At 47.1% G+C, this 19,514-nt stretch carries 15 protein-coding genes; 5 read left to right on the forward strand and 10 right to left on the reverse strand.

All coding sequences use genetic code 11. The features are described from left to right. Positions 1-100: 100 nt before the first annotated feature. The 4 genes from BMZ72_RS07390 to BMZ72_RS07405 all read right to left on the reverse strand — a co-directional run bounded on the left by BMZ72_RS07390 (position 101) and on the right by BMZ72_RS07405 (position 4,460). Positions 101-1,342 (reverse strand): dicarboxylate/amino acid:cation symporter, encoded by a 1,242-nt coding sequence (locus tag BMZ72_RS07390; RefSeq protein ID WP_089806691.1) that lies wholly within the window; start codon positions 1,340-1,342, stop codon positions 101-103. Between the two features lie 37 nt (positions 1,343-1,379). Next, positions 1,380-2,186 carry a mycofactocin-coupled SDR family oxidoreductase gene (locus BMZ72_RS07395; protein WP_089806694.1) on the reverse strand — a complete coding sequence of 269 codons (807 nt, stop codon included), beginning with the start codon at positions 2,184-2,186 and terminating at the stop codon, positions 1,380-1,382. A 12-nt stretch (positions 2,187-2,198) separates the two neighbouring features. Next, on the reverse strand, positions 2,199-2,735 hold the full coding sequence (locus BMZ72_RS07400) for a carboxymuconolactone decarboxylase family protein (protein ID WP_089806695.1): 537 nt from the start codon (positions 2,733-2,735) through the stop codon (positions 2,199-2,201). A 72-nt stretch (positions 2,736-2,807) separates the two neighbouring features. Beyond that, the gene (locus BMZ72_RS07405; RefSeq protein WP_143087634.1) at positions 2,808-4,460 is read right to left on the reverse strand and encodes a hypothetical protein; all 1,653 of its coding nucleotides are present in this window, start codon (positions 4,458-4,460) and stop codon (positions 2,808-2,810) included. 149 nt (positions 4,461-4,609) lie between these two features. Between BMZ72_RS07405 and BMZ72_RS07410 the strand changes: the two genes are divergently transcribed. From BMZ72_RS07410 to BMZ72_RS07430, 5 genes are all read left to right on the forward strand, one after another. Beyond that, a complete protein-coding gene (locus BMZ72_RS07410; RefSeq protein WP_177222713.1) occupies positions 4,610-7,207 on the forward strand; it encodes a M1 family metallopeptidase in 2,598 nt (865 codons plus the stop codon). 220 nt (positions 7,208-7,427) lie between these two features. Continuing rightward, positions 7,428-9,188 carry an ATP-binding response regulator gene (locus BMZ72_RS07415; protein WP_177222714.1) on the forward strand — a complete coding sequence of 587 codons (1,761 nt, stop codon included), beginning with the start codon at positions 7,428-7,430 and terminating at the stop codon, positions 9,186-9,188. 180 nt (positions 9,189-9,368) lie between these two features. After that, the gene (locus BMZ72_RS07420) at positions 9,369-10,343 is read left to right on the forward strand and encodes a terpene synthase family protein (protein WP_143087635.1); all 975 of its coding nucleotides are present in this window, start codon (positions 9,369-9,371) and stop codon (positions 10,341-10,343) included. A 386-nt stretch (positions 10,344-10,729) separates the two neighbouring features. Then, positions 10,730-11,791, forward strand: coding sequence for a ParM/StbA family protein (locus tag BMZ72_RS07425; protein ID WP_089806702.1), 1,062 nt, complete (start codon positions 10,730-10,732; stop codon positions 11,789-11,791). Between the two features lie 10 nt (positions 11,792-11,801). Beyond that, positions 11,802-12,239 carry a bactofilin family protein gene (locus BMZ72_RS07430; RefSeq protein ID WP_177222715.1) on the forward strand — a complete coding sequence of 146 codons (438 nt, stop codon included), beginning with the start codon at positions 11,802-11,804 and terminating at the stop codon, positions 12,237-12,239. 214 nt (positions 12,240-12,453) lie between these two features. Here BMZ72_RS07430 and BMZ72_RS07435 read toward each other — a convergent pair whose 3' ends face one another. The 6 genes from BMZ72_RS07435 to BMZ72_RS07460 form a co-directional block, all read right to left on the reverse strand. After that, positions 12,454-13,539, reverse strand: a complete 1,086-nt coding sequence (locus BMZ72_RS07435; RefSeq protein ID WP_089806706.1) for an NADH:flavin oxidoreductase/NADH oxidase — start codon at positions 13,537-13,539, stop codon at positions 12,454-12,456. Between the two features lie 177 nt (positions 13,540-13,716). Next, positions 13,717-13,920: a cold-shock protein gene (locus BMZ72_RS07440; RefSeq protein WP_089807294.1), complete on the reverse strand. Its 204-nt coding sequence runs from the start codon at positions 13,918-13,920 to the stop codon at positions 13,717-13,719. A 138-nt stretch (positions 13,921-14,058) separates the two neighbouring features. Continuing rightward, positions 14,059-15,210: a family 20 glycosylhydrolase gene (locus tag BMZ72_RS07445; protein ID WP_255373133.1), complete on the reverse strand. Its 1,152-nt coding sequence runs from the start codon at positions 15,208-15,210 to the stop codon at positions 14,059-14,061. A gap of 107 nt (positions 15,211-15,317) precedes the next feature. Continuing rightward, the gene (locus BMZ72_RS07450) at positions 15,318-16,217 is read right to left on the reverse strand and encodes a hypothetical protein (RefSeq protein ID WP_218155211.1); all 900 of its coding nucleotides are present in this window, start codon (positions 16,215-16,217) and stop codon (positions 15,318-15,320) included. A gap of 14 nt (positions 16,218-16,231) precedes the next feature. Beyond that, complete coding sequence (locus BMZ72_RS07455) at positions 16,232-17,383, reverse strand: YncE family protein (protein ID WP_089806710.1); 1,152 nt, start codon at positions 17,381-17,383, stop codon at positions 16,232-16,234. A 2-nt stretch (positions 17,384-17,385) separates the two neighbouring features. Beyond that, complete coding sequence (locus BMZ72_RS07460; RefSeq protein ID WP_089806712.1) at positions 17,386-19,398, reverse strand: TonB-dependent receptor; 2,013 nt, start codon at positions 19,396-19,398, stop codon at positions 17,386-17,388. Between the last annotated feature and the right edge of the window lie 116 nt (positions 19,399-19,514).

A 19,514-nucleotide genomic window follows, 5' to 3' on the forward strand; every position in this document is an offset into this window, starting at 1 on the left:
AGAGGCGCCCTATCAACTGAAGCGCCTCTTCCCGTTAAATAAATAAGCAACATATGCTAACTATGATGGCATTTAAACGGCAATTCTTAATTTTTAATTCTTAATTTCTATTAAGTCTTTCCAGCTTCGCCGGATTCCCCGTCACCAGCCTGTTGATCATCAACCCCGCCACTGTATCCCCTGTAGCATTCAATAAGGTCGCAACAGGGTCCAGCAAGGTCCCAATGATCATAATAGCCGGTAATACCGTAGCGGGCAACTGATAGGCAGATACGATCAGTAACTGTCCGACATAGCCTCCATTGGGAATACCTCCTTCGATAATACTCACCAATACCGCAATCAGCATAGCCAGCAGTATCGTATCAATCCCTTCGATAGCACGACCAGCCAATGCCAGTGCGACTGCCACCTTAATAACGGCAGCGATAGCCGATCCTTCCTTATGCAGGGAAGCGCCTAAAGGGATGACCATATCTGTTACAGGGGCAGGCAGCCCCATATCCTTTGCCGCTTTCAGATTAGCGGGAATGGTGGCCACACTGCTGCAGGTACCCAGGGCAGTGGCAGATGGCAGCAGGTTGTTACGCCAGTATCGTTGTACGGCTGACCATCCCCCGGATAATAAAGCATATGCGGTAAAGACGATCAGGTAGTAGAAAACGGAGATGATATGTCCCGTAGCGAGTGATTGCGCGTAGTCGCCAAATAACTGAGGCCCCGTTACCGCTACCTGGCAGGCGAAATAAACGCCCAGTCCCACGGGGGACAGTAACATGATCAGCCCCAGCAATTGTTTCATCACTTCGTTACCTGAGTGTAATAAACGCCTAAAGGATTCTCCGCTAAGCGCGGCTTTTCTGGCGGCAATACCGGTCAGCAGGGAAAAAATGATCAATGCCAGCATGTTCTTTCTGGATAACAATTCATAGAATTCTCCCACAGATACCAGTTTGACCAGTTGCTCTCCCAGCGGTTCCGTCTTTTCTACTGTTGTAGCGATACTTTCCAGGTGCTGGGTAACAGGAAACAAACGGACGCCTATAACAGCGATGATCGCTGCCAGTAATACCGTGATGATAAAGACAGTGATCGTGGCAGATACCAGCCGGGCGGTTACGCCGGTGTTATCCAGTATGGCTACCGCTGAAGAGATGGCAAAGAAAACCATGGGCACTACCGCAGTAAATAGCAGGTTCAGAAAGATATCTCCTATCGGCTTTAACACCAGTACCTGCTCCTGTAACAGGAGCCCTGCCAGAGAACCTGCAATAATACCCGATAATAAGAAAATAATATCCCGGTAATGCCGGAAAAAGTGTTGTCCGGTAGATGGGGTCATACCTGCGATTTGTAGTGATAAGAACGGGGATAGGGGCCTATCTGGTGAGCAGACCTGCATCCAGTACAAAAGAGGCCCCGGTAACGTAGCGGGCTTTATCCGAAGCAAGAAATACCACCATATGGGCTACGTCTTCTGCTTCTACCCAGGGTACATCGATGAGGTTTCCGGCAGACCGTTCGGCTATTTCCTGCGGGGTCGCGCCTTCTAATGCGGCCAGTCCGTCGTTCATAGGGGTATTCACACCAGTTGGATGTATGGCGACAGACCGGATATTATGGGGCGCCAGTTCGATGGCCCAGGACTTGGTTAGTCCTGTCAGCCCCCATTTAGAGGCTGCATAATGACTCAGGCGGTTCATCCCTCTCAATCCGGCGATAGAGGAGTTATTGATAATCACCCCGCTCCGCTGCGCGATCATCACCGGAATGACATGTCTGCCGGCAATCCAGGCGCCTTTAAGGTTAATATCGATCATAGCATCCCATTCCTCCTCCGGCATTTCATGCGTTAGCCCATAAGCACAGATCCCTGCATTGTTAAACAGGATATCGATCCGCCCAAAGGCGTCCGCAGTAGCTGTTACCGCCTGTTTTACGGCGGCATTGTCCCGCACATCGCCGGTAAAGGTCAGGCACTGTACCCCCAGCTCTTCGCAGGCTGTTTTCAGGGAATCCAGTTCAGATGAAGAGCCCAGCGTATAACCGGGATAATCCAGCTGACGGGCAATATCAAAAGCGGCGATGTGCACGCCTTCTTTTGCCAGTGCAAGCGCAGCAGCGCGTCCCTGTCCGTGAGCAGCGCCTGTAATAAAAGCGGTCTTGTTTTTCAGATCCTGTGTCATAAATGGGTATGATTATTTTTGGGTAAGGGGTAGATAATTATACAGATATTCATCGATCTCAGTTTCCACGACGTTATTGAAGATATTGGTAGCGATCATTTGTCCGGCGAAAGCGATCAGCTCTACCAGTTGCTGCGTTGTATACACTGCACTTATCCTGGCAAATAACGCATCTTCTATCCTACCCTGCTGTTGTGCAATGGCGCTGCCGAAATCCATCAGCAATTGCTCCTGCTCATTGAAAACGATAGCGGCAGGATCTTCGCCATTGTCGATGATGATCTTACGGAAAAAGGTGGTGCAGAGCGGACAGTTACTACCCACAGAGACGGTGTACGCAAACAGATAGGCAGGCCGGAGGCCCAGGAAACGCTTAATACTGTCATATAAGCGGTACCATTCCATATATACTTCAAAAGCGGTCTGGGAATGCCCCAGCGTGGCTTTCATATTTGTAATACGTGCGTTCCAGGTAGTGGTATGCAGCGAATAAGCTGACTGCAGGGGAACAGGGGTGTCCTGTGGGGAAAGCGGGTTAATACGTGCCATAAGATTTGTAGGTTATTAACTGAAAATACGAAAATAACCTACAAATCCAGTAGAGAAATCAGAATTTAGTCATCAGAATTTCACCCAGGCTACACAAGCCTTCTTCTCTTCTCCTTTCCGGGTGATCATCAACGTTGCATAAGTGCCCTTTTTTTCATCGAAATCAGACGCACCCAGCATACAATAATATCCTTTGAAAGTCTCAGGTGTACCAAACAGGAAGAGTCTTTCCTGGCCTGTTGGTGTACATCTGTAGCAAACGGTATTTGCTTCTGTCAGATAACGCATTGGCTTCTTGTCGGTGAAGGTACCACCCTGGTCCAGGTAAGCGAGATAATCGTTGAAGATGATGTAAGTCGCTTTAGCAGTTGGCAGGTATTCATATGACAGGTAAGGGGTGGTATTCAGCACCTGGATACGGTTACGGAAGATCCACTGACCTTTCTTTCTGCGCTGAAAATAAAGCGGCTCATAAGTACCGTTTGCTATCTGCATTTTAGTCAGTCCGTAACCTGATTGTTCGCGGCCACGCGCGTCCAGTTCGGTCACACCGATATCATTCAGATTGGTATGCATCTTATTCCAGGAATTGCTGCCGGTTGAAGCAAAAATGGACATAGACTCCATCAGTACGGTACTGCTGCCATCCGCATGTGCGATCAATGCCTGTGGCTGTCCGCTGAAAGGACTGGTATATTTCATTTTCTCCTGTGCAAAAGCAGTGATCTTGTCGCTGTGCAGCGCGGTATAACTGTTCAGTGCCAGCGTACCGGCATCCAGGTAGTTGATATAGGCGGCAGGTACCGGTGCTTTTGCAGTCTGGTTATTCGCAGTAGTGATCAGGGCCTGTAAGGTACTGGTACCTGGTACATATTGCAGGGTGGCATGGAGGTCTGTGAAGTTAGTCGTATAAGGCAGCGTGATATGACTGAAGTTAGCATCGCCTTTACCCCATACAGACAGGGCTACAAGCGCACTGGTATCCTTCGTGCTTTTACGGCTGTTGTTCAATGCGGCCGTAGCCAGGTATATTTTATCGCCACCACTTACCAGCATATCCAGGTAAGCGAGGTAAGGATAGTCATTTTCAGCAACGGTAAAATAACGCTGTCTGATCAGCTGATGATCAGGACTATAATGAGAGATCTGTACTCTTTCGGCCGGAGATTCCTTCCGCTGTAACTCACCACCAGCGAAAGCCGCTACGGCATAATAACCGGTGCCGGCGTCTACGGATACGTGAAAGTCGTGCGAAGCGAAGTTATCCTGTACCGCTACATCTCTGTGTAATACGGTAGGTAATTCGCCCAGTTTATCTTCTTTCACCAGCTTTCCGGTGCTGCCGTCCAGTACAAGGCGGTACAGATTCGGCTTATATTTTACCAGCTGCTGGAGGAAAACCACCACCTGGTCATTGATAACGAAAATACCGTCAATTTCCGTGTCATTCAGACCGGAAGCGTCCCACAACTGACCTTTTACAGCTTCCGTGGCGAGTGGAGCGCGCTTTGCATCATACAGACTGGTAACGATACCCTGTTTCTTGTCAAAATGCAGGTAACAGGTATTACCATTGGGCAATAGCAGAATTTTATCAAAACCTTCTCCCGGTTCCGGAAATGTGGCGCTAAGCTGTACGGAAGGGGCTTGTGCAGGAGTCTGTGCATATGTCTGACTGGCAAATAGCAGGAAAAACAGGCCCATGCCTGTCCGTAAGTATTTCATAGGTTAAAGTATCGATCTACCCGTAAAGATATAATAATTTTTAAATGTGTGCCGGACTCCTACCCAAAATGAAACCCTTTATCCTTTTTTCCGCTTTGTGCTTAAAGCGCTTTTGCTATATTTATGGCTATTTCCAAATTGAAACGCTAATGACAATCAACAAAATCCTGCTTTGTTCAGGCGTCCTGCTGGCTTCCCTCGGGAACGTCGCTGTGGGACAGACCGCTACTTCGAAGTACGATCAGCATGAAGTTTTCGGCCCCCTGTTTTACCCTGCCAACGGTAACGAGTATCGCAGTGCATCCGGCGCCCCTGGCCATAAATACTGGCAGAACCGGGCTGACTACACGATCAATGTCGTACTCGACACTGCCAGTCACCGCATAGATGGTTCCGTTGCCATCACCTACAAAAACAGCAGCCCTGACAAATTACCTTTTGTTTGGCTGCAGATGGACCAGAATATTTATAAGGAAGATTCCAGAGGAGCTGCCACCAGCGTTGTTACAGGTGGCCGTTTTGCCAACCGTAGTTTTACAGAAGGATACAAGATCAAGTCTGTAAGCGTTGCCATCGGCGGAAAGAAAACCGAAGTTAAATACACTGTTACCGACACCCGTATGCAGGTGATCCTGCCGGAAGCCCTGAAAGCAGAAGGTGGCGTAGTGAAAATATACGTGGATTATTCCTACGAAGTGCCACAGTATGGTACAGACCGTACCGGCCGTCTGAAAACGAAATATGGCTGGGTTTATGAAATTGCGCAGTGGTACCCGCGTATGGAAGTATATGACGATGTACTGGGCTGGAACTCTATCCCTTACCAGGGTGCTGCAGAGTTCTACCTGGAATACGGCGACTTCGATTATACCGTAACGGCTCCTGCCGGTATGGTGGTGGCTGGTTCCGGTGCACTCGTGAACGAGGCGCAGGTACTGACCGCAAAACAACAGGCACAGCTGGCGAAGGCGCGTAACAGCGACCAGACCGTAATGATCAAAGATAGCGCAGAAGTGGCTGCTGCAAAACCAGGTACTGGTATGCAGTCCTGGCATTTCCAGTGTAAAAATGCACGTGACGTATCCTGGGCGGCTTCTACCGCGTTTATCTGGGATGCAGCCCGCATTAACCTGCCAAGTGGCAAAAAATGCCTGGCGCAGTCCATATACCCGGTGGAAAGCATGCAGACCAGCAATGCCTGGCAGCGTTCTACCGAATACGTAAAAGGCTGTATTGAGTTCTATTCCAAACAATGGTTTGAATACACCTATCCCGTAGCAACTAACGTAGCGGGTATCGTAGGTGGTATGGAATATCCGGGTATCGTATTCTGTTCTTACAGAAGCACCGGCGGCGGATTATGGGGTGTAACCGATCACGAATTCGGTCACAACTGGTTCCCGATGATCGTTGGTTCCAACGAAAGAAAATATGCCTGGATGGATGAAGGCTTCAATACTTTCATCAACGATGGTTCCAGCAAAGCATTCAATAACGGCGAATACTATCAGAAACAGCAGGGACAGTCTATGGGCCGTGCGATGAGCGGTGATCCGATCATGAGTACACCAGACGTGATCCAGAGCAGCTACCTGGGTATCGCGGCATACTACAAACCTTCTATGGGTCTGATGATCCTGCGTGACTATATCCTGGGTAAAGAGCGTTTTGAATACGCGTTCCGTACCTATATCGACCGCTGGGCATTCAAACATCCAACACCCTGGGATTTCTTCCGTACCATGGAAAACGTGGCAGGTGAAGACCTGAGCTGGTTCTGGAGAGGTTGGTACCTGAACTCCTGGAAATTAGACCAGGCAGTGAAAGATGTAAAATACGTAAGCAATGACCCTTCCAAAGGCGCACTGATCACCGTAGAAAACCTGGAGCAGATGGCATTACCGGTGATCCTGGCAATCACTGACAGCAAGGGTAAAACTGATACCGTAAAACTGCCGGCAGAAGTATGGCAACGTGGTGGTACCTGGACGTTCAAATTTGATTCAGATTCCAAACTGACCAAAGTAGTGATCGATCCGGATAAAGCGTTCCCTGATGTTGATCCTTCCAACAACGTTTGGAGCGGTTCCAGCAAGAAAGCACCTGCCGGCCTGACTGCCAATGAAGTACTGAAAAAATACTTACAGGCAATCGGCGGTACCGATAAGATCCAGGCAATTAAAGACCAGACCATCGCTGCTACCGGATCCGTACAGGGTACCGATATCAAGATGACCAAGAAGATCAAATCACCCAACAAATACCTGCTGGATGTATTCATCCCGATGATGAATGTACACGCAAGCAAACTGATTATCAATGGTGATAGCATCACTGCTATCCAGATGGGTACCCCGGTGCCGCTGGATGCAGCAGCTAAAGAACGCGTAAAAGCGAACATGGTGCTGATACCTGAACTGGACTACCTGAAAGGTGGCGTTGACTTACAGCTGTCTCCGGAAATCGTTACAGACGATAATGGCAAAGACAACTACCTGGTGATTGTAAAAGAAGATGAAACAACCCGGACTGAACTGTACTACGATGTAACGACCGGATTGCTTTCAAAGAAGATCAGTTACAACGGCGACCAGATCACCGGCGCTATTGAAACCAGTGAGTATAAAGAGGTAGGTGGCGTGAAATTCCCATTCCTGCTGAAAAATACCATTAGCGGACAACAGATTGATTTCAAGGTAGACGATATTAAAGTGAACAGCGGTCTGACAGATGCTGATTTTAAATAACGTATAGAGAAAAGATAATTTGTTGAAGGAGAAGCCCTCCTGTTGATATGTTCCAATATCGGCAGGAGGGCTTCTCCTTTGTTCTTTTTTGGGAGTAAATGTCTATATTGTGGCTGAATCAGCAGACATAACTAATCAGGACAACTTTCTATATCTCGAACCTATAACAACACTAACAACCCCGGAAGCAATTCCTTTAAACCCAACGCGAATGACAACAATGGGGATATTTAGAGCAATTACCCTGACCGGTGCAGACAACATTGAACGGAATGAAAGGAGCCGAATCATCAAAGTAAACATACTCGCCTGTGTTACAGGTGTTATGGCATTTTTCTTTGGGACATTATTCTATATCATCTCAGGTAAACTCAGCATCTTTCTTGGCACTTTGGTGGAAGGAAGCGCATGTTTCTATGTCATCTATCTCAACAAACAACGGAAGTACGATATCTCTGCCTTCTATCTGCAGATGATACACAATACGGCTACCCTCTATTTCGGCTGTATACTCGCAAATGTTGTAGAAGCCAGTCTGCTGGCCATATTCCTCATTGGTACCTCTTTACTCATTGTAAAAGATAAATTATTCCGCACTACCTGTATCGTGGTAGCGCTCATTACATTGGTATTACTGGAAGTGAACCGTTTTGCCGGTATCATCCCTCCTTACGATTTCAATCCACTCACTACGGTAGTGATCCACTATTCCGCTATTATGGTGATCGTTTCGCTGAATATACTCATCATCATGTTTTATGTCAAACATAATGACACCTTACTGAAAGCGCAGCGGGAACATGCCGAAAACCTGGAGCAGCAGGTGCAGAACAGGACCGGCGAACTGGAAAAAGCGAATCATTATAAAAGTATTTTCCTCCGCGAAACAAATCATGAGATCCGTGTGCCACTCAATGCCATCCACTCTATCAGTCAGCTGTTACTGATGGATGCCGAACGGAATAATGATACCGCATATATCAAACATGCAGAACATCTCTGTGCCGCCAGTCACCAGACCCTGGATGTGATCAACAATGTGCTGGAACTCTCACGTATTGAGGCCGGCAAACTGCATGAGGTCCACAACGAAGCATTTGCCATCAGGGACCTGCTGGAGAATATTGTGGGCACCGGACAATACATCGCCAAGACCAAAGGCGTCCGTATTGTACTGGACTACAACAGAAGACAGCTGCCTTCTCATCTGGTCTCAGACAAGATCAAACTGACACAGATCATCAATAACCTGCTGTTCAATGCCGTGAAATTTACTGCGAATAACAGCACCGTAACACTTTCTGCCAACGTAGAGAACGACCAGTGCCGCATTAGTGTAAGAGACCAGGGAGCCGGCATCAGCAGTGAGAAAATCGCGCCCATCTTTGACCCTTTCATTACCGAATGGAACAGCTTTTCCGGCGGTACAGGACTGGGGCTGCACATTGCGCAACACCTGGCCACCTTACTGGGAGGTATGATCTCTGTGGAAAGCGTTGTTGGAAAAGGCACCATCTTCAGTTTTAACTTCCCGCTGCAGGCTTGTGCCATGCCGGTACAGACGGAGCTGGAAGAAACGCGCGCAGATGAATCACTTTATGCGGGCGTGAAAGTCATGATCATTGAAGACGATGATATGAGCCGTATCTATCTGACAAAATACCTGAGCCGTCTGGGCTGCGAAGTGGAGTCTTCCGGCACGGGTATCGAAAGCCTGGAATTACTGCAACATTTTATTCCTGATATCATTCTTGCCGACAGGCATCTACCTGACATGGATGCAGAGGAAATCCTCACTTATGTAAAAAGCGCAGCGTTGCTACAGCGTGTACCGGTGATCGTCATTTCCGGTGATGTATTTGAAGAAGACAAAGTCGCCACGCTCGAAGCCGGCGCCACTGCTTACCTGATCAAACCCATTGACTTCAAGCTGCTGAATATCACGCTAACCAAATGCCTGAACAGCCCTGCGCTGTTATAATTGTAGTTACCCGTCCTTCTTGTCCTTATTGTTCCATTGTTGCCTGTTTTCGTCCCCTGATAACAGCATAAGCACTTATTCTCCATATTCTCCGCCGGTTTACCTGCGGAGATGTCGCATCATCGTATTACATTTTTGTCTTAATTAGTTTTTTCTCCTCTCATTTTAAAATCCATTTTTATGCGACAAATTACTGTCCCAACTCTCCATTGCCCGTTTGAGGCGAAGATCAGTCCATTTGTGAATGAGATTGACCAGCACACATCCTCCTGGCTGCATGAATTCAATCTGCTGCAAACAGAGGAAGCGTATGACCGGTTTCGTAAGTACAAATTTGCCTGGATGACGGCCCGTACTTACCCGGATGCTGACCTGGCCTTCCTCTGTACGGCCAATGACCTTAACACCTGGCTGTTTGTACTGGACGATCTGCTGGACCACGTAAAACCGGAAACAGCGAATTACCGCGAACAGGCATGGCTACAGCAGGTCATTACTGATTTCGTCAGTGTGCTTCGGTATGACCGTTCTATTGACAGGGTCAGCAATCCTGTACTGGCAGCCCTCAGCGACTTCTGGAACAAGATGCGCCAGCTGAGTACGGCCTCCTGGCAGTGCCAGTTTACGCTCAGTCTGAAGGCCACTTTCGAAGCCGCCGTATGGGAAGCCGAAAATGCCAAACAACACAGGCATCCTTCCGTTTTCCAGTACATGCAGATGCGTCCTTTCTTTAGCGGGGCCAACCTGGGTACTGACATGCTGGAAGTAGCCGCAGGTACCTATCTGCCCGTGTTCGTCCTCCAGAATGAACAGTTCCAGAAACTGGTGGACCTGGCCCGCAGAGCCGTATGCTGGGCCAATGACCTCTTCTCCTTATCCAAGGAACTGGCACATGGTGATGAACACAACCTGGTCATGGTGATCGGGCATGAACAGCAGATCACCCTGGATGAAGCCATTGCACAGACGGCGGCTATTCACAACCGCGAGATCGCACAGTTCAACGAACTGAGAAGTCAGCTGCCATCCTTTGGTATGCACATCGATCTGGCCATCCAGCGGCACCTGGACGCCCTGGGCACTATGGTACGGGGATTTATGGACTGGTCTATTTATGACACCGCACGGTATGAGTTTAATTATACCGCCAGCTGATGTCACTTATGCCTGACAGGAAGGGGTTCCTGTCAGGCTCACACCTTTCAAAAACAAAGGCCGCACACTGATTAGCACTCCTGATGATAGCCGTTATAACAGGCATTTCTGTTGTGATCGGTTATGGCGGATAAACCCTTACAAAGCACACCTATTGACAATTTCTTAATACCCGTAGTTGCTGATTATCAATATATTTGAAAAGCTGGCATTTTGTGTTTGGTAATGTTTAATATTATTTTATATATTTAAATGCAGTTGTAGTGCGGGAGTTACTCAAAACCCTTCCCGATTGAATCTCTTTATACCCTGTTTGCTTTGTGACCGAGCCGAATTATTGAAAACTCAAATCGAAATTTTAATCATACATATATAATCCTGCGATCATGAAAGTATCACCTATCAGCTTTCCGAGTGTTTTCGAAACTGCGTATGGTAACACGGAGAATTCCTCAAAAGACCTATTGAATGGCCTGAAGATCAAAAAAGACGAAAACTGGTATATTGTCGGAAACCTGGCGAGACGTGGGGGTATCAATCCCGGACGTGTCACGAATGCTGCTCCGCAGGAAGATGATTACGAAATCCTCTTCAAGGCTGCCATGGTCAATGTGCTGGATAAGGTACAACAACCTTTATCCCTTACCATGGGATTCCCTTTTTCCACCTATAACATCTATAAAGGCGCGGCAGAGCAGTTCCTCAACAAACGCCATTTCCTGATAGAATACGATACACATACTTTCAATAACAAGGGCGCTGTCAAAAAAGGGATGCTGGATATCGAACGTTTTGAGGTAATTCCGGAGATCGTAGGAGGTATTATCGGTCTGAAAAAGACTGTCAATGATCCTAAAACAGAAAACTTCATCGCTGTCAGCTTTGGCTTTGGCACCATCGAAGGTGGCATGGCAACGGCGGATGGTCTCATCCACCGTACCTGCTTCAGTTCCCATGGTATCAAATATGCCATCAACAACCTGGCCCGTGAACTGAATAAACAATACTACCTGGACATGAAAAATGAGCATCAGCTGGATGATGCCTTCATGAAAGGGTCTATCTTTACCAACAGAAAACGCCTTGACCTCAAGGATATCCGTAAGGCACTGCTGACCCAGTATTACAAGGAAGTCGTGTCTCCGCTGATGAGGAATTACTTTACCGATCAGGACTTTGAAAACTGCAGCAAGATCTACCTGATGGGTGGCGGTGCACATTACCGCGAACTGGCAGATGCTTTCCTGGAAGAATTCAAAGACTTCATTCCTGTAGAAGTAGCGCCAAACCCTGAAAATCTTGTCAGCATCGGTTATTTATACAACTCTTTAAGAATTTCAGACGATAAACATCAGCGTAGCGTAGGACTTGATCTGGGCAATGCCTCTTCGATCATTTCCGTGTTTGAAGACGAAAAAGAAATCTTATCTGCTGGACCAAATCTGTGATGTGCTTCCCTTGAAAGACTTAATTAAAAAGGCCTTTGGAAAGGACATGTTCCTGATCCCAGGCCAGGTGTCCGTACAGGGCGCTATTGAATCTACCATCCCCGGGCGTATCGATGGTAATGTGAGAGGTGATGTGCGTACGGAAGGTACACTCGTGATCGGTAAAACCGCCACTATCCGCGGAAATATCTATGCGACCGATCTCGAAGCTTTCGGAAAAGTATATGGGGATGTTTTTGTAAGTAATAAAGCTATTATCAGCAACAAGGCATATATCAAAGGCGACGTGACGGCTTTGGTTTTAGAGGTGGAACAGGATGCCGTGATAGAAGGCGCGATCCGTAAACATCCTACTGAGGCAGATGATGTAATACCGCCACCGGTAGAAGAAGATGAGGTGAAACCCGCGCCGGAGGAGGATGAGGAAAAGGCAAGCAGCTGGTTTTAATAAATTAAGAATTAAAAATTAAGTATTAAGAATTGTAATACAGCGTAGATCGGTGGGAATGCGATCTTCATCGTCTCAGTCATTCAATAATTGATTTTATAAGAAGGGCGTCCACTACAAGCGGACGCCCTTTGTTTTAGTTAAGGACCTTATCTATTTCAGAAAAGAAGTTACGCAGTAGCTTTGACCAACTACAATTCTTAATTTTTAATTCTTAATTCTTAATTGTTTTGGGTTTCGCCCGCTCATACTGCACGGGCCACACATGCGACTCATCCTTTAACGCATGCGCTGCATGCATCGGAAAATACGGATCACGCAAAGACTCCCTTGCTATCAGCACCAAATCCGCCTTCCCTTCTGCCACGATCGATTCCGCTTCTTCCGGTGTAGTGATCAGTCCTACGGCGCCGGTCATCATGCCTGTTTCCTTACGGATATGCTCCGCAAATGGCGTCTGGTATAATGGTCCCAGAACGATCTTCTGTGCAGGTGTAAGACCACCGGAAGAAGTATCTATCAGGTCCACTCCCCTGTCTTTCAGGAGAAGCGCCAACGTAGTTGATTCTTCCAGATTCCAGCCGCCATCTGCCCAGTCAGTCGCCGACAATCTGACAAACAAAGGAAGTTCTGCCGGCCATACTTCACGTACAGCAGCTACGATCTCCAGCAGGAAACGGACCCTGTTGGTAAAATCGCCCCCATATTCATCGGTACGCTGGTTACTGAGTGGTGAGAGGAACTGATGGATCAGGTAACCATGCGCACCGTGTAGTTCGACTACCTTAAACCCGGCAGCCAAAGCCCGGGACGCGGCCGTTTTAAAGTCCTGTATAACGTTTTTGATATCTTCTTTAGTAAGTGCGATGGGAAGTCCGTATTTGTCAGAAAACGGGATTGCGCTGGGCGCATAGATCTCTTTCCAGCCACCATCTTCCGGAGCTACCAGATGAATGCCTTTCCAGGGCACTTCCGTACTCGATTTCCGGCCTGCGTGTGCCAGTTGGACACCTGGTACTGTTCCCTGTCCGGAAATGAAATCTGTGATCCTTTTCAGCCCTGCAATATGCGCATCATCCCATATGCCCAGATCCCTGGGGGATATCCTGCCTTCCGCGCTTACTGCTACAGCTTCTGTAATGATCAGACCAGCCCCGCCTACCGCACGGCTGCCCAGGTGTACCAGGTGCCAGTCATTACTAAAGCCGTTTTCAGCACTGTATTCACACATGGGTGAAATCGTGATCCTGTTCCTGAATGTGATGTTTCTTATCTGTAAGGGTGAGAATAATACTGCCATCGGTCTGCTGTTTAAATTACGTTTCGGGTCAAAAGGTAAGCAAATCAGGGCAAATTGAAATCCTTCGATATGTCAGAAGAAGCAGATAGTGAGGGTTTTGACATACAATGCCGTAATAAAAACAAAAACCCCCAGACATTGCCTGGGGGTTTTGCTAATTGTATAGAAAAAGCAAGCTTAGTCGATACGTCTAACGTTAACGGCGTTCATACCTTTACGACCTTCCTGCAGTTCAAACTCTACTCTGTCGTCAGCCTGGATTTCGTGAATCAGACCATTAACGTGAACAAAAGTTTCTTTATCAGACTCTTCGTGAATGATGAATCCAAATCCTTTTGTCTCGTTGAAGAACTTTACAGTTCCCTGGTATTTTGTTGTCATTTGTGAAAATTGTGAAAATTTGTAAAAACCAAAGATAGTCTTAAAAGACTGCCCTTCCAAATAAAACTCTCTAACTTTCAATATTTCCCGCAATTTTCAGTGCTTTACATATGCAATATTTGCTACTGTCAACTAAAATCATAAAGTGGCTTTAGCGATGTCGTCATATAATTGCTTAAAGCAACGACTTTGAGTATGAAGCGTATCTACAGGCTTTCCTGGCTGTTCAACTCCTGGTGCCTTCCTGCCGTAGTATTCATCCATGAAATCTTCCGCTCCTGACCAGATTGTCTGCATCATTCCCTGATAACGATCTTTCATAATTGGGGTAGATGTTGCTCTGAAATCCAGCATATCTTTCAATTGTATAGACGCAAACTCCGGTTTTCTCCATGGACAGGTGATCACTTTCAGTCCTTTCATAGCGAAATAAACAGGCGTTTTGTCAGGACGATCATAATGCCAGTCGCAGATCGTTACGTCTTTAGGGATCATATCGATCGCACGGTAAGTATTATTCAGACTTCCTTCCCACATACCGATACCGGTCGTCTTACCATCGATCAGACGATCACCCCAGATCCAGAGGCTTCTGCCCTTTTCTGCCAGGTGATTGCGTAACAATGTCACCTCTCCGGCGAACAACTCCGCCTTGTCTCTGCCACCACAGCGGGGACATTTGGATTCTCCGATGTAAAACACCTCATCCAGTCCGGCGTGATACGCCTTGCTCTCAAATACGTCACACAGTTCATCCATCAGCTTGAACACAACAGCGTGTACATCCGGATGCAGCGGACAATAACTTTTACAATACAGACCATCCGCATTAGGCCATTCATACTTTTCCGGCATCTTCACCCAGGGTGTTTCGTCAAACTGCGGATATTTCACCAGCAGGTTGTTGGTGTGGCTCGCCCACGACTGATGTCCAAGAAGGTTCAACTGCGGGATCAGACTAATACCGTTCTGACGGCATACCTGTACCAGCTTCTTGATATCAGCTTTTGACAATGCAGCTGAGTCGCGCAGCTCCGGATAACTTTCATACTGATAGTTGTACTCTATTCTCAGCACCAGGGTGTTTACCTTGCGCGGCGCCAGTTCCTCTTTGATAAATTTGATAAAAGCATCGAGGGCTGGTTTACGGGGTGCTCCAATACAGAATCCTCTTACAGGCAAAATGCTGTCAGGTACAGGTGCATTACTGAGGGTCGTCTGCTGAAATGATGATGACCTGAAGGCAGTCAACGCTGCTCCTAACAGGCAAAGCAGGAGCACATTTCTCATAAATGTGGCTTTAAGCATGGAATAAATCGTTTAAGACGTGAACTAGATAAGAAAGGGCCATCCGTGTTGCGGATAGCCCCTGAAAAGTAATAAAAATATGCTGTAAATTATTTCATATTCAGATCAGCGGCGCCGCCGATCTCTGTAGATACTTCTCCCATAATGTCAGAACCCACGCTATTCTGCCCTGTATAGACCTTTACGAAGTCAATGGCTTTCAGTGTAACCGGCACACCATTTTTATCAATGGCCCAGGAGAGATCAAAAGAGTTGTACTGATTCTTCGCATACGGATCCTTCGTGTCATCCGTGCTGTAGTTATCGGCATAGCCCCAGACCAGCGCCTGGTTAACGTAAATACCATCCTGCTCTCCGAATGTCGGCACTAACAGCGTACCTTCAAACGTGAGGGAATCCTGGTTAGCTGCAAAAGATGGGTAGTAAGAATGGTCGTGAAACGCATTGATCTCTACAGCGCCCGTCTGACCTTTGCTGTCTTTCCAGGCCACCCGGCTAATACCTTTCGGATTATAGTAGGTGATCTTATAGTTGCGGATCGTAACAGGACTCACATATGCGGAACCCGCCAGTTCATACCAGTTGTCATCAGGCAAACCATTCCCGTTCTCATCCTGACTCACCATCACTACGCCTGGTTCTGACCAGGCCTTTGGTTCAGGGATCGGATTACCATAAATAGCCAGATCGGCGCCGGTCTGATTCAGGATCGAGTGATCAAAGCCAAACACGATATAACCGCCATAGGCGCCCAGTGATACCAGACCGCTTCTGGTACCAACAATACTGTTAGCTCCTTCCGGCGTTCCTGTTGATTCTCCGATAAATTGTCCCGGAGCCGGAGAATATTCAAATATCTTATTTATAAAACGGCTGCTGCTGCCGGTCACAGGCCTGATCTTAGGTCCCTTATCCCCTTCTTCGTCCTTTTTACAGGAAAAGCAGACAACGGCAAATACAACAGGAAATAATAGCTTTTTCAGTCGCATGGTCATGGGTTAATTTATCTTGGTATGAACGCAAAATGTGCGGGTATATTACCTGCCGTTACGCTCCAGCGCTTTTTGCCCGCTTTGCTGAAGCAATAAAGCGTGCCCGGAAGCAGGTAGTTTTTTGCATCCGTTACATAAATATCGCCGTTTTCCGGATCAATAGCGATGCCATACGGCGTCCTGATCTCCTTGTCTATACCGTCCGTAATAAAGTTATCCGTTACCTTTGTTTCATCTTTTACATTGATAATCGCGTAGCTCACCGTATTCTTGTTCGTAATATAACTCCACTCCGCACTATAGACATAGGCCGAATCACCTGCTATTGCCAGATTGCTGGCCGCCAGGTTAAACGAATCCTTCACAATATCCTTCTGCGTATCGATCACATATAACTTAGAGTGGATGTTATAGTAATCTCCCCTGGAGGTTACATACACATCTCCGTATTTATCTGCTTTTACGCGATGCAGGTTGATCGCTACATCGATGCGCTTTATTTCTTTGAAGGTATTCATATCTACCACGGAAACGGTCCGCTCATATCTCGGCGGACTATACCCTCCCGAATTCGCGATATACAGCTTATCTCCTACTATCGCCATCTCCTCCGGCTGACGGCCGACGGTTACGGTACGCAGTATCTGTAAAGTTGCTGTATCCACTTCTGCGATATAACCGGCACCGGCACTCGCATCGCCTATAGTAGCAGCATAAGAACTTACATATGCCTTTCCTTTATAAAAAGTGACATAGCGACAATTTCGGATACTGATCTGACCAATGCGTTTAGCAGAATGTGTGTCCAGTACGTCTACTTTATCTGACATATTGATCACGGCATACAACTTACTGCCATAGATCCCGATATCATTGCCCACATCGCCCAGTTCCTTGGTTGCACCGGGGTTGATCTGACTATAAATATTGCTTTTATAGATACCCGTACTTCTGTCGTAGTAATCCAGTGTGGACAGGTTCATGCCCATGTTCCCCTCATTCAGCAGGTAGAATCCATTTCGCAGGGTATCCGGTTGCCCTACCTGTGTCTCTTCTCCGGGAATGATCCCGTTGCCTTTACGGCAGGCACTCAGTCCGATAATAGCTGCCGACAACAGCAGCAATAAATTACGACATGATATAAGCCTGGATAAAATTCGCATTATCAGAAATTTACGCTCGCGGTCAGACGGTAATAACGACCCGGCATCGGGTAGTTGATCACAACGTCATAATACTGGTTAAAAACATTGTTAAGTTCTCCTGTTAGTTTGATCAGCTTATGTTGACAAAGAAAGCTGGTGGATACTGACAGATCGCTGGTATACCATGGTTCCAGGTAATATAATGGCACATTGGTATTGAGGAAATAACGTTCCCCGACGTATATAAAGCTATAATTAATATCCCATTTATTCCAGGAAGCGTGTGCGATAAAGGAACCGCTGTGTACGGGTACATAGGCGATCTGGTCTTTATAATTGACTTCCTGCGGATCGGTGACATCCAGTGCTTTCTGGTAGGTATATTTCACGGAAAAGTCCGTCTGAACCTGTTGTAGCAATCTGGGCGACAACTGCACACTGGCATCTACTCCATAAATATCAACCCCGCCGATGTTCTGCATCATCCACTGGAAGTTACGGCCCGGCGCTGCTACGATCTTATCCTTTACATGGCTGTAATACACGTCTGTTTGTAAGGAGAAGAATTGCAGGAAGCCTTTGGAATTGTGGGTATACCCTATTCCGGCATTGTATTGCCGGGTATGCTCCGGTTTCAGATCAGGATTCCCTACCGTACTATAGTACATATCATTGAAGGTAGGCATCCGGAAGATGCTCTTGTAAAAGGCACGGAGTTTCAGATCTTCCTGCCGGAATGGCTGCCAGGACACCAGGATCGTTGGTCTGAGTGCACTGTAATCATGTCCGGAATTATATAGTTTCGTCTTTTCATTGATAAAGGTCGCCAACAGGTTTCCCTGCATTTCCACCTGTCCGAGGTGCAGTTGTGTAGCTGCTGCGGCCAGGGTGGTATAACGGGTGGGAATCGCAAAATGGTCGAGGTTAACAGCCGTCATTTCATTCAGCTGGAAGTCAGCCGACAGGGCCACATCCCAGAAAGAAGTCAGTTTATACTGATTCGCGGAGGAAAGATAATATTCATGCTGGCGATAGCGGTTCATGAGTGGACCGTAATCCGTGATGATCGACGTATCTAGATAACGTACGTAGTCATACATATACTTGGCATTCAGCAACATAGTGTACCGCTTGCCGAATTTCTTATTGTAAGAGGTTTGTACAAACAGGTTCCTGTCCCACTGGTGTTGTCCATTGTAGAACTTATTACTGACAATGGCGCCGGGCAGTCCGCGGGTAGAATTATAATAATAGACTTTCGCGTGCCAGCTGCTGCTGTCTTTAAACTGTCCGTAGAGACCTCCTTCCACACGGGTGGCATCTATACCAGCATTTTCCCTGACAGCGGTGGTATCATAAGTACCATTGGTGTACCTGAATTTATATTTCCCGTTACCATGCAGCCATTCACTGCTGATAACTGCCGACAGGCTATTGGTGATCTTTTGTTCGAGTCTGACAGATGGGTTAACCATCCCAAAAGAACCCGTTTTAATAGCTACTTTTCCATGTGTGGTTTCGCCTTCATGAAAAGTAGGTTTCCGGGATTGCAGGTAAATAGAGGAGGCTGCAGAGAACCCTTTTGCAGGTTGAAGGATCGCGCCTTTCTGCGCATTATAAAGGTCGATCTGCTCAATATTATCCAGCGAAAAACGACCCAGATCGACCGTGCCATTCTGCGCATTACCTAATTGTATACCATCATAAAATACGCCCACATGGTTTGTTCCCATACTGCGTACGTTCAGGGTCTTCAGCCCTCCCAATCCGCCATAATCTTTTAGCTGCACCCCCGAAAAGAAACGCACTGCATCTGCCACAGATAAGCTGTTCATCTTCTCCAGTGCCACTCCGCTCAATGTTTGTACGGGAGAAACGGAATTATTCTTACTTGAAAAGATGGTAACACCCTGTAACATCCGGGTGGCAGCAGTATCTTTTGATACCACTGCCGGGGATACAGGTTTTGCTTTATCCTGTGCAAACAGGGAAAGCGGTAGACATGAAAGTAATATGAGAAGACGGTAAGTCAATTAAACCTTGTTTTAACTACAAAAGACATAGAAGGCAATTAAGAATTAAAAATTAAGAATTAAGAATTATTCCCGTAACCTGCTACCCACCACATTTGTCAGTCGCACCGATCTCC

Source organism: Chitinophaga sp. YR627 (assembly GCF_900114995.1).
GTDB lineage: Bacteria > Bacteroidota > Bacteroidia > Chitinophagales > Chitinophagaceae > Chitinophaga.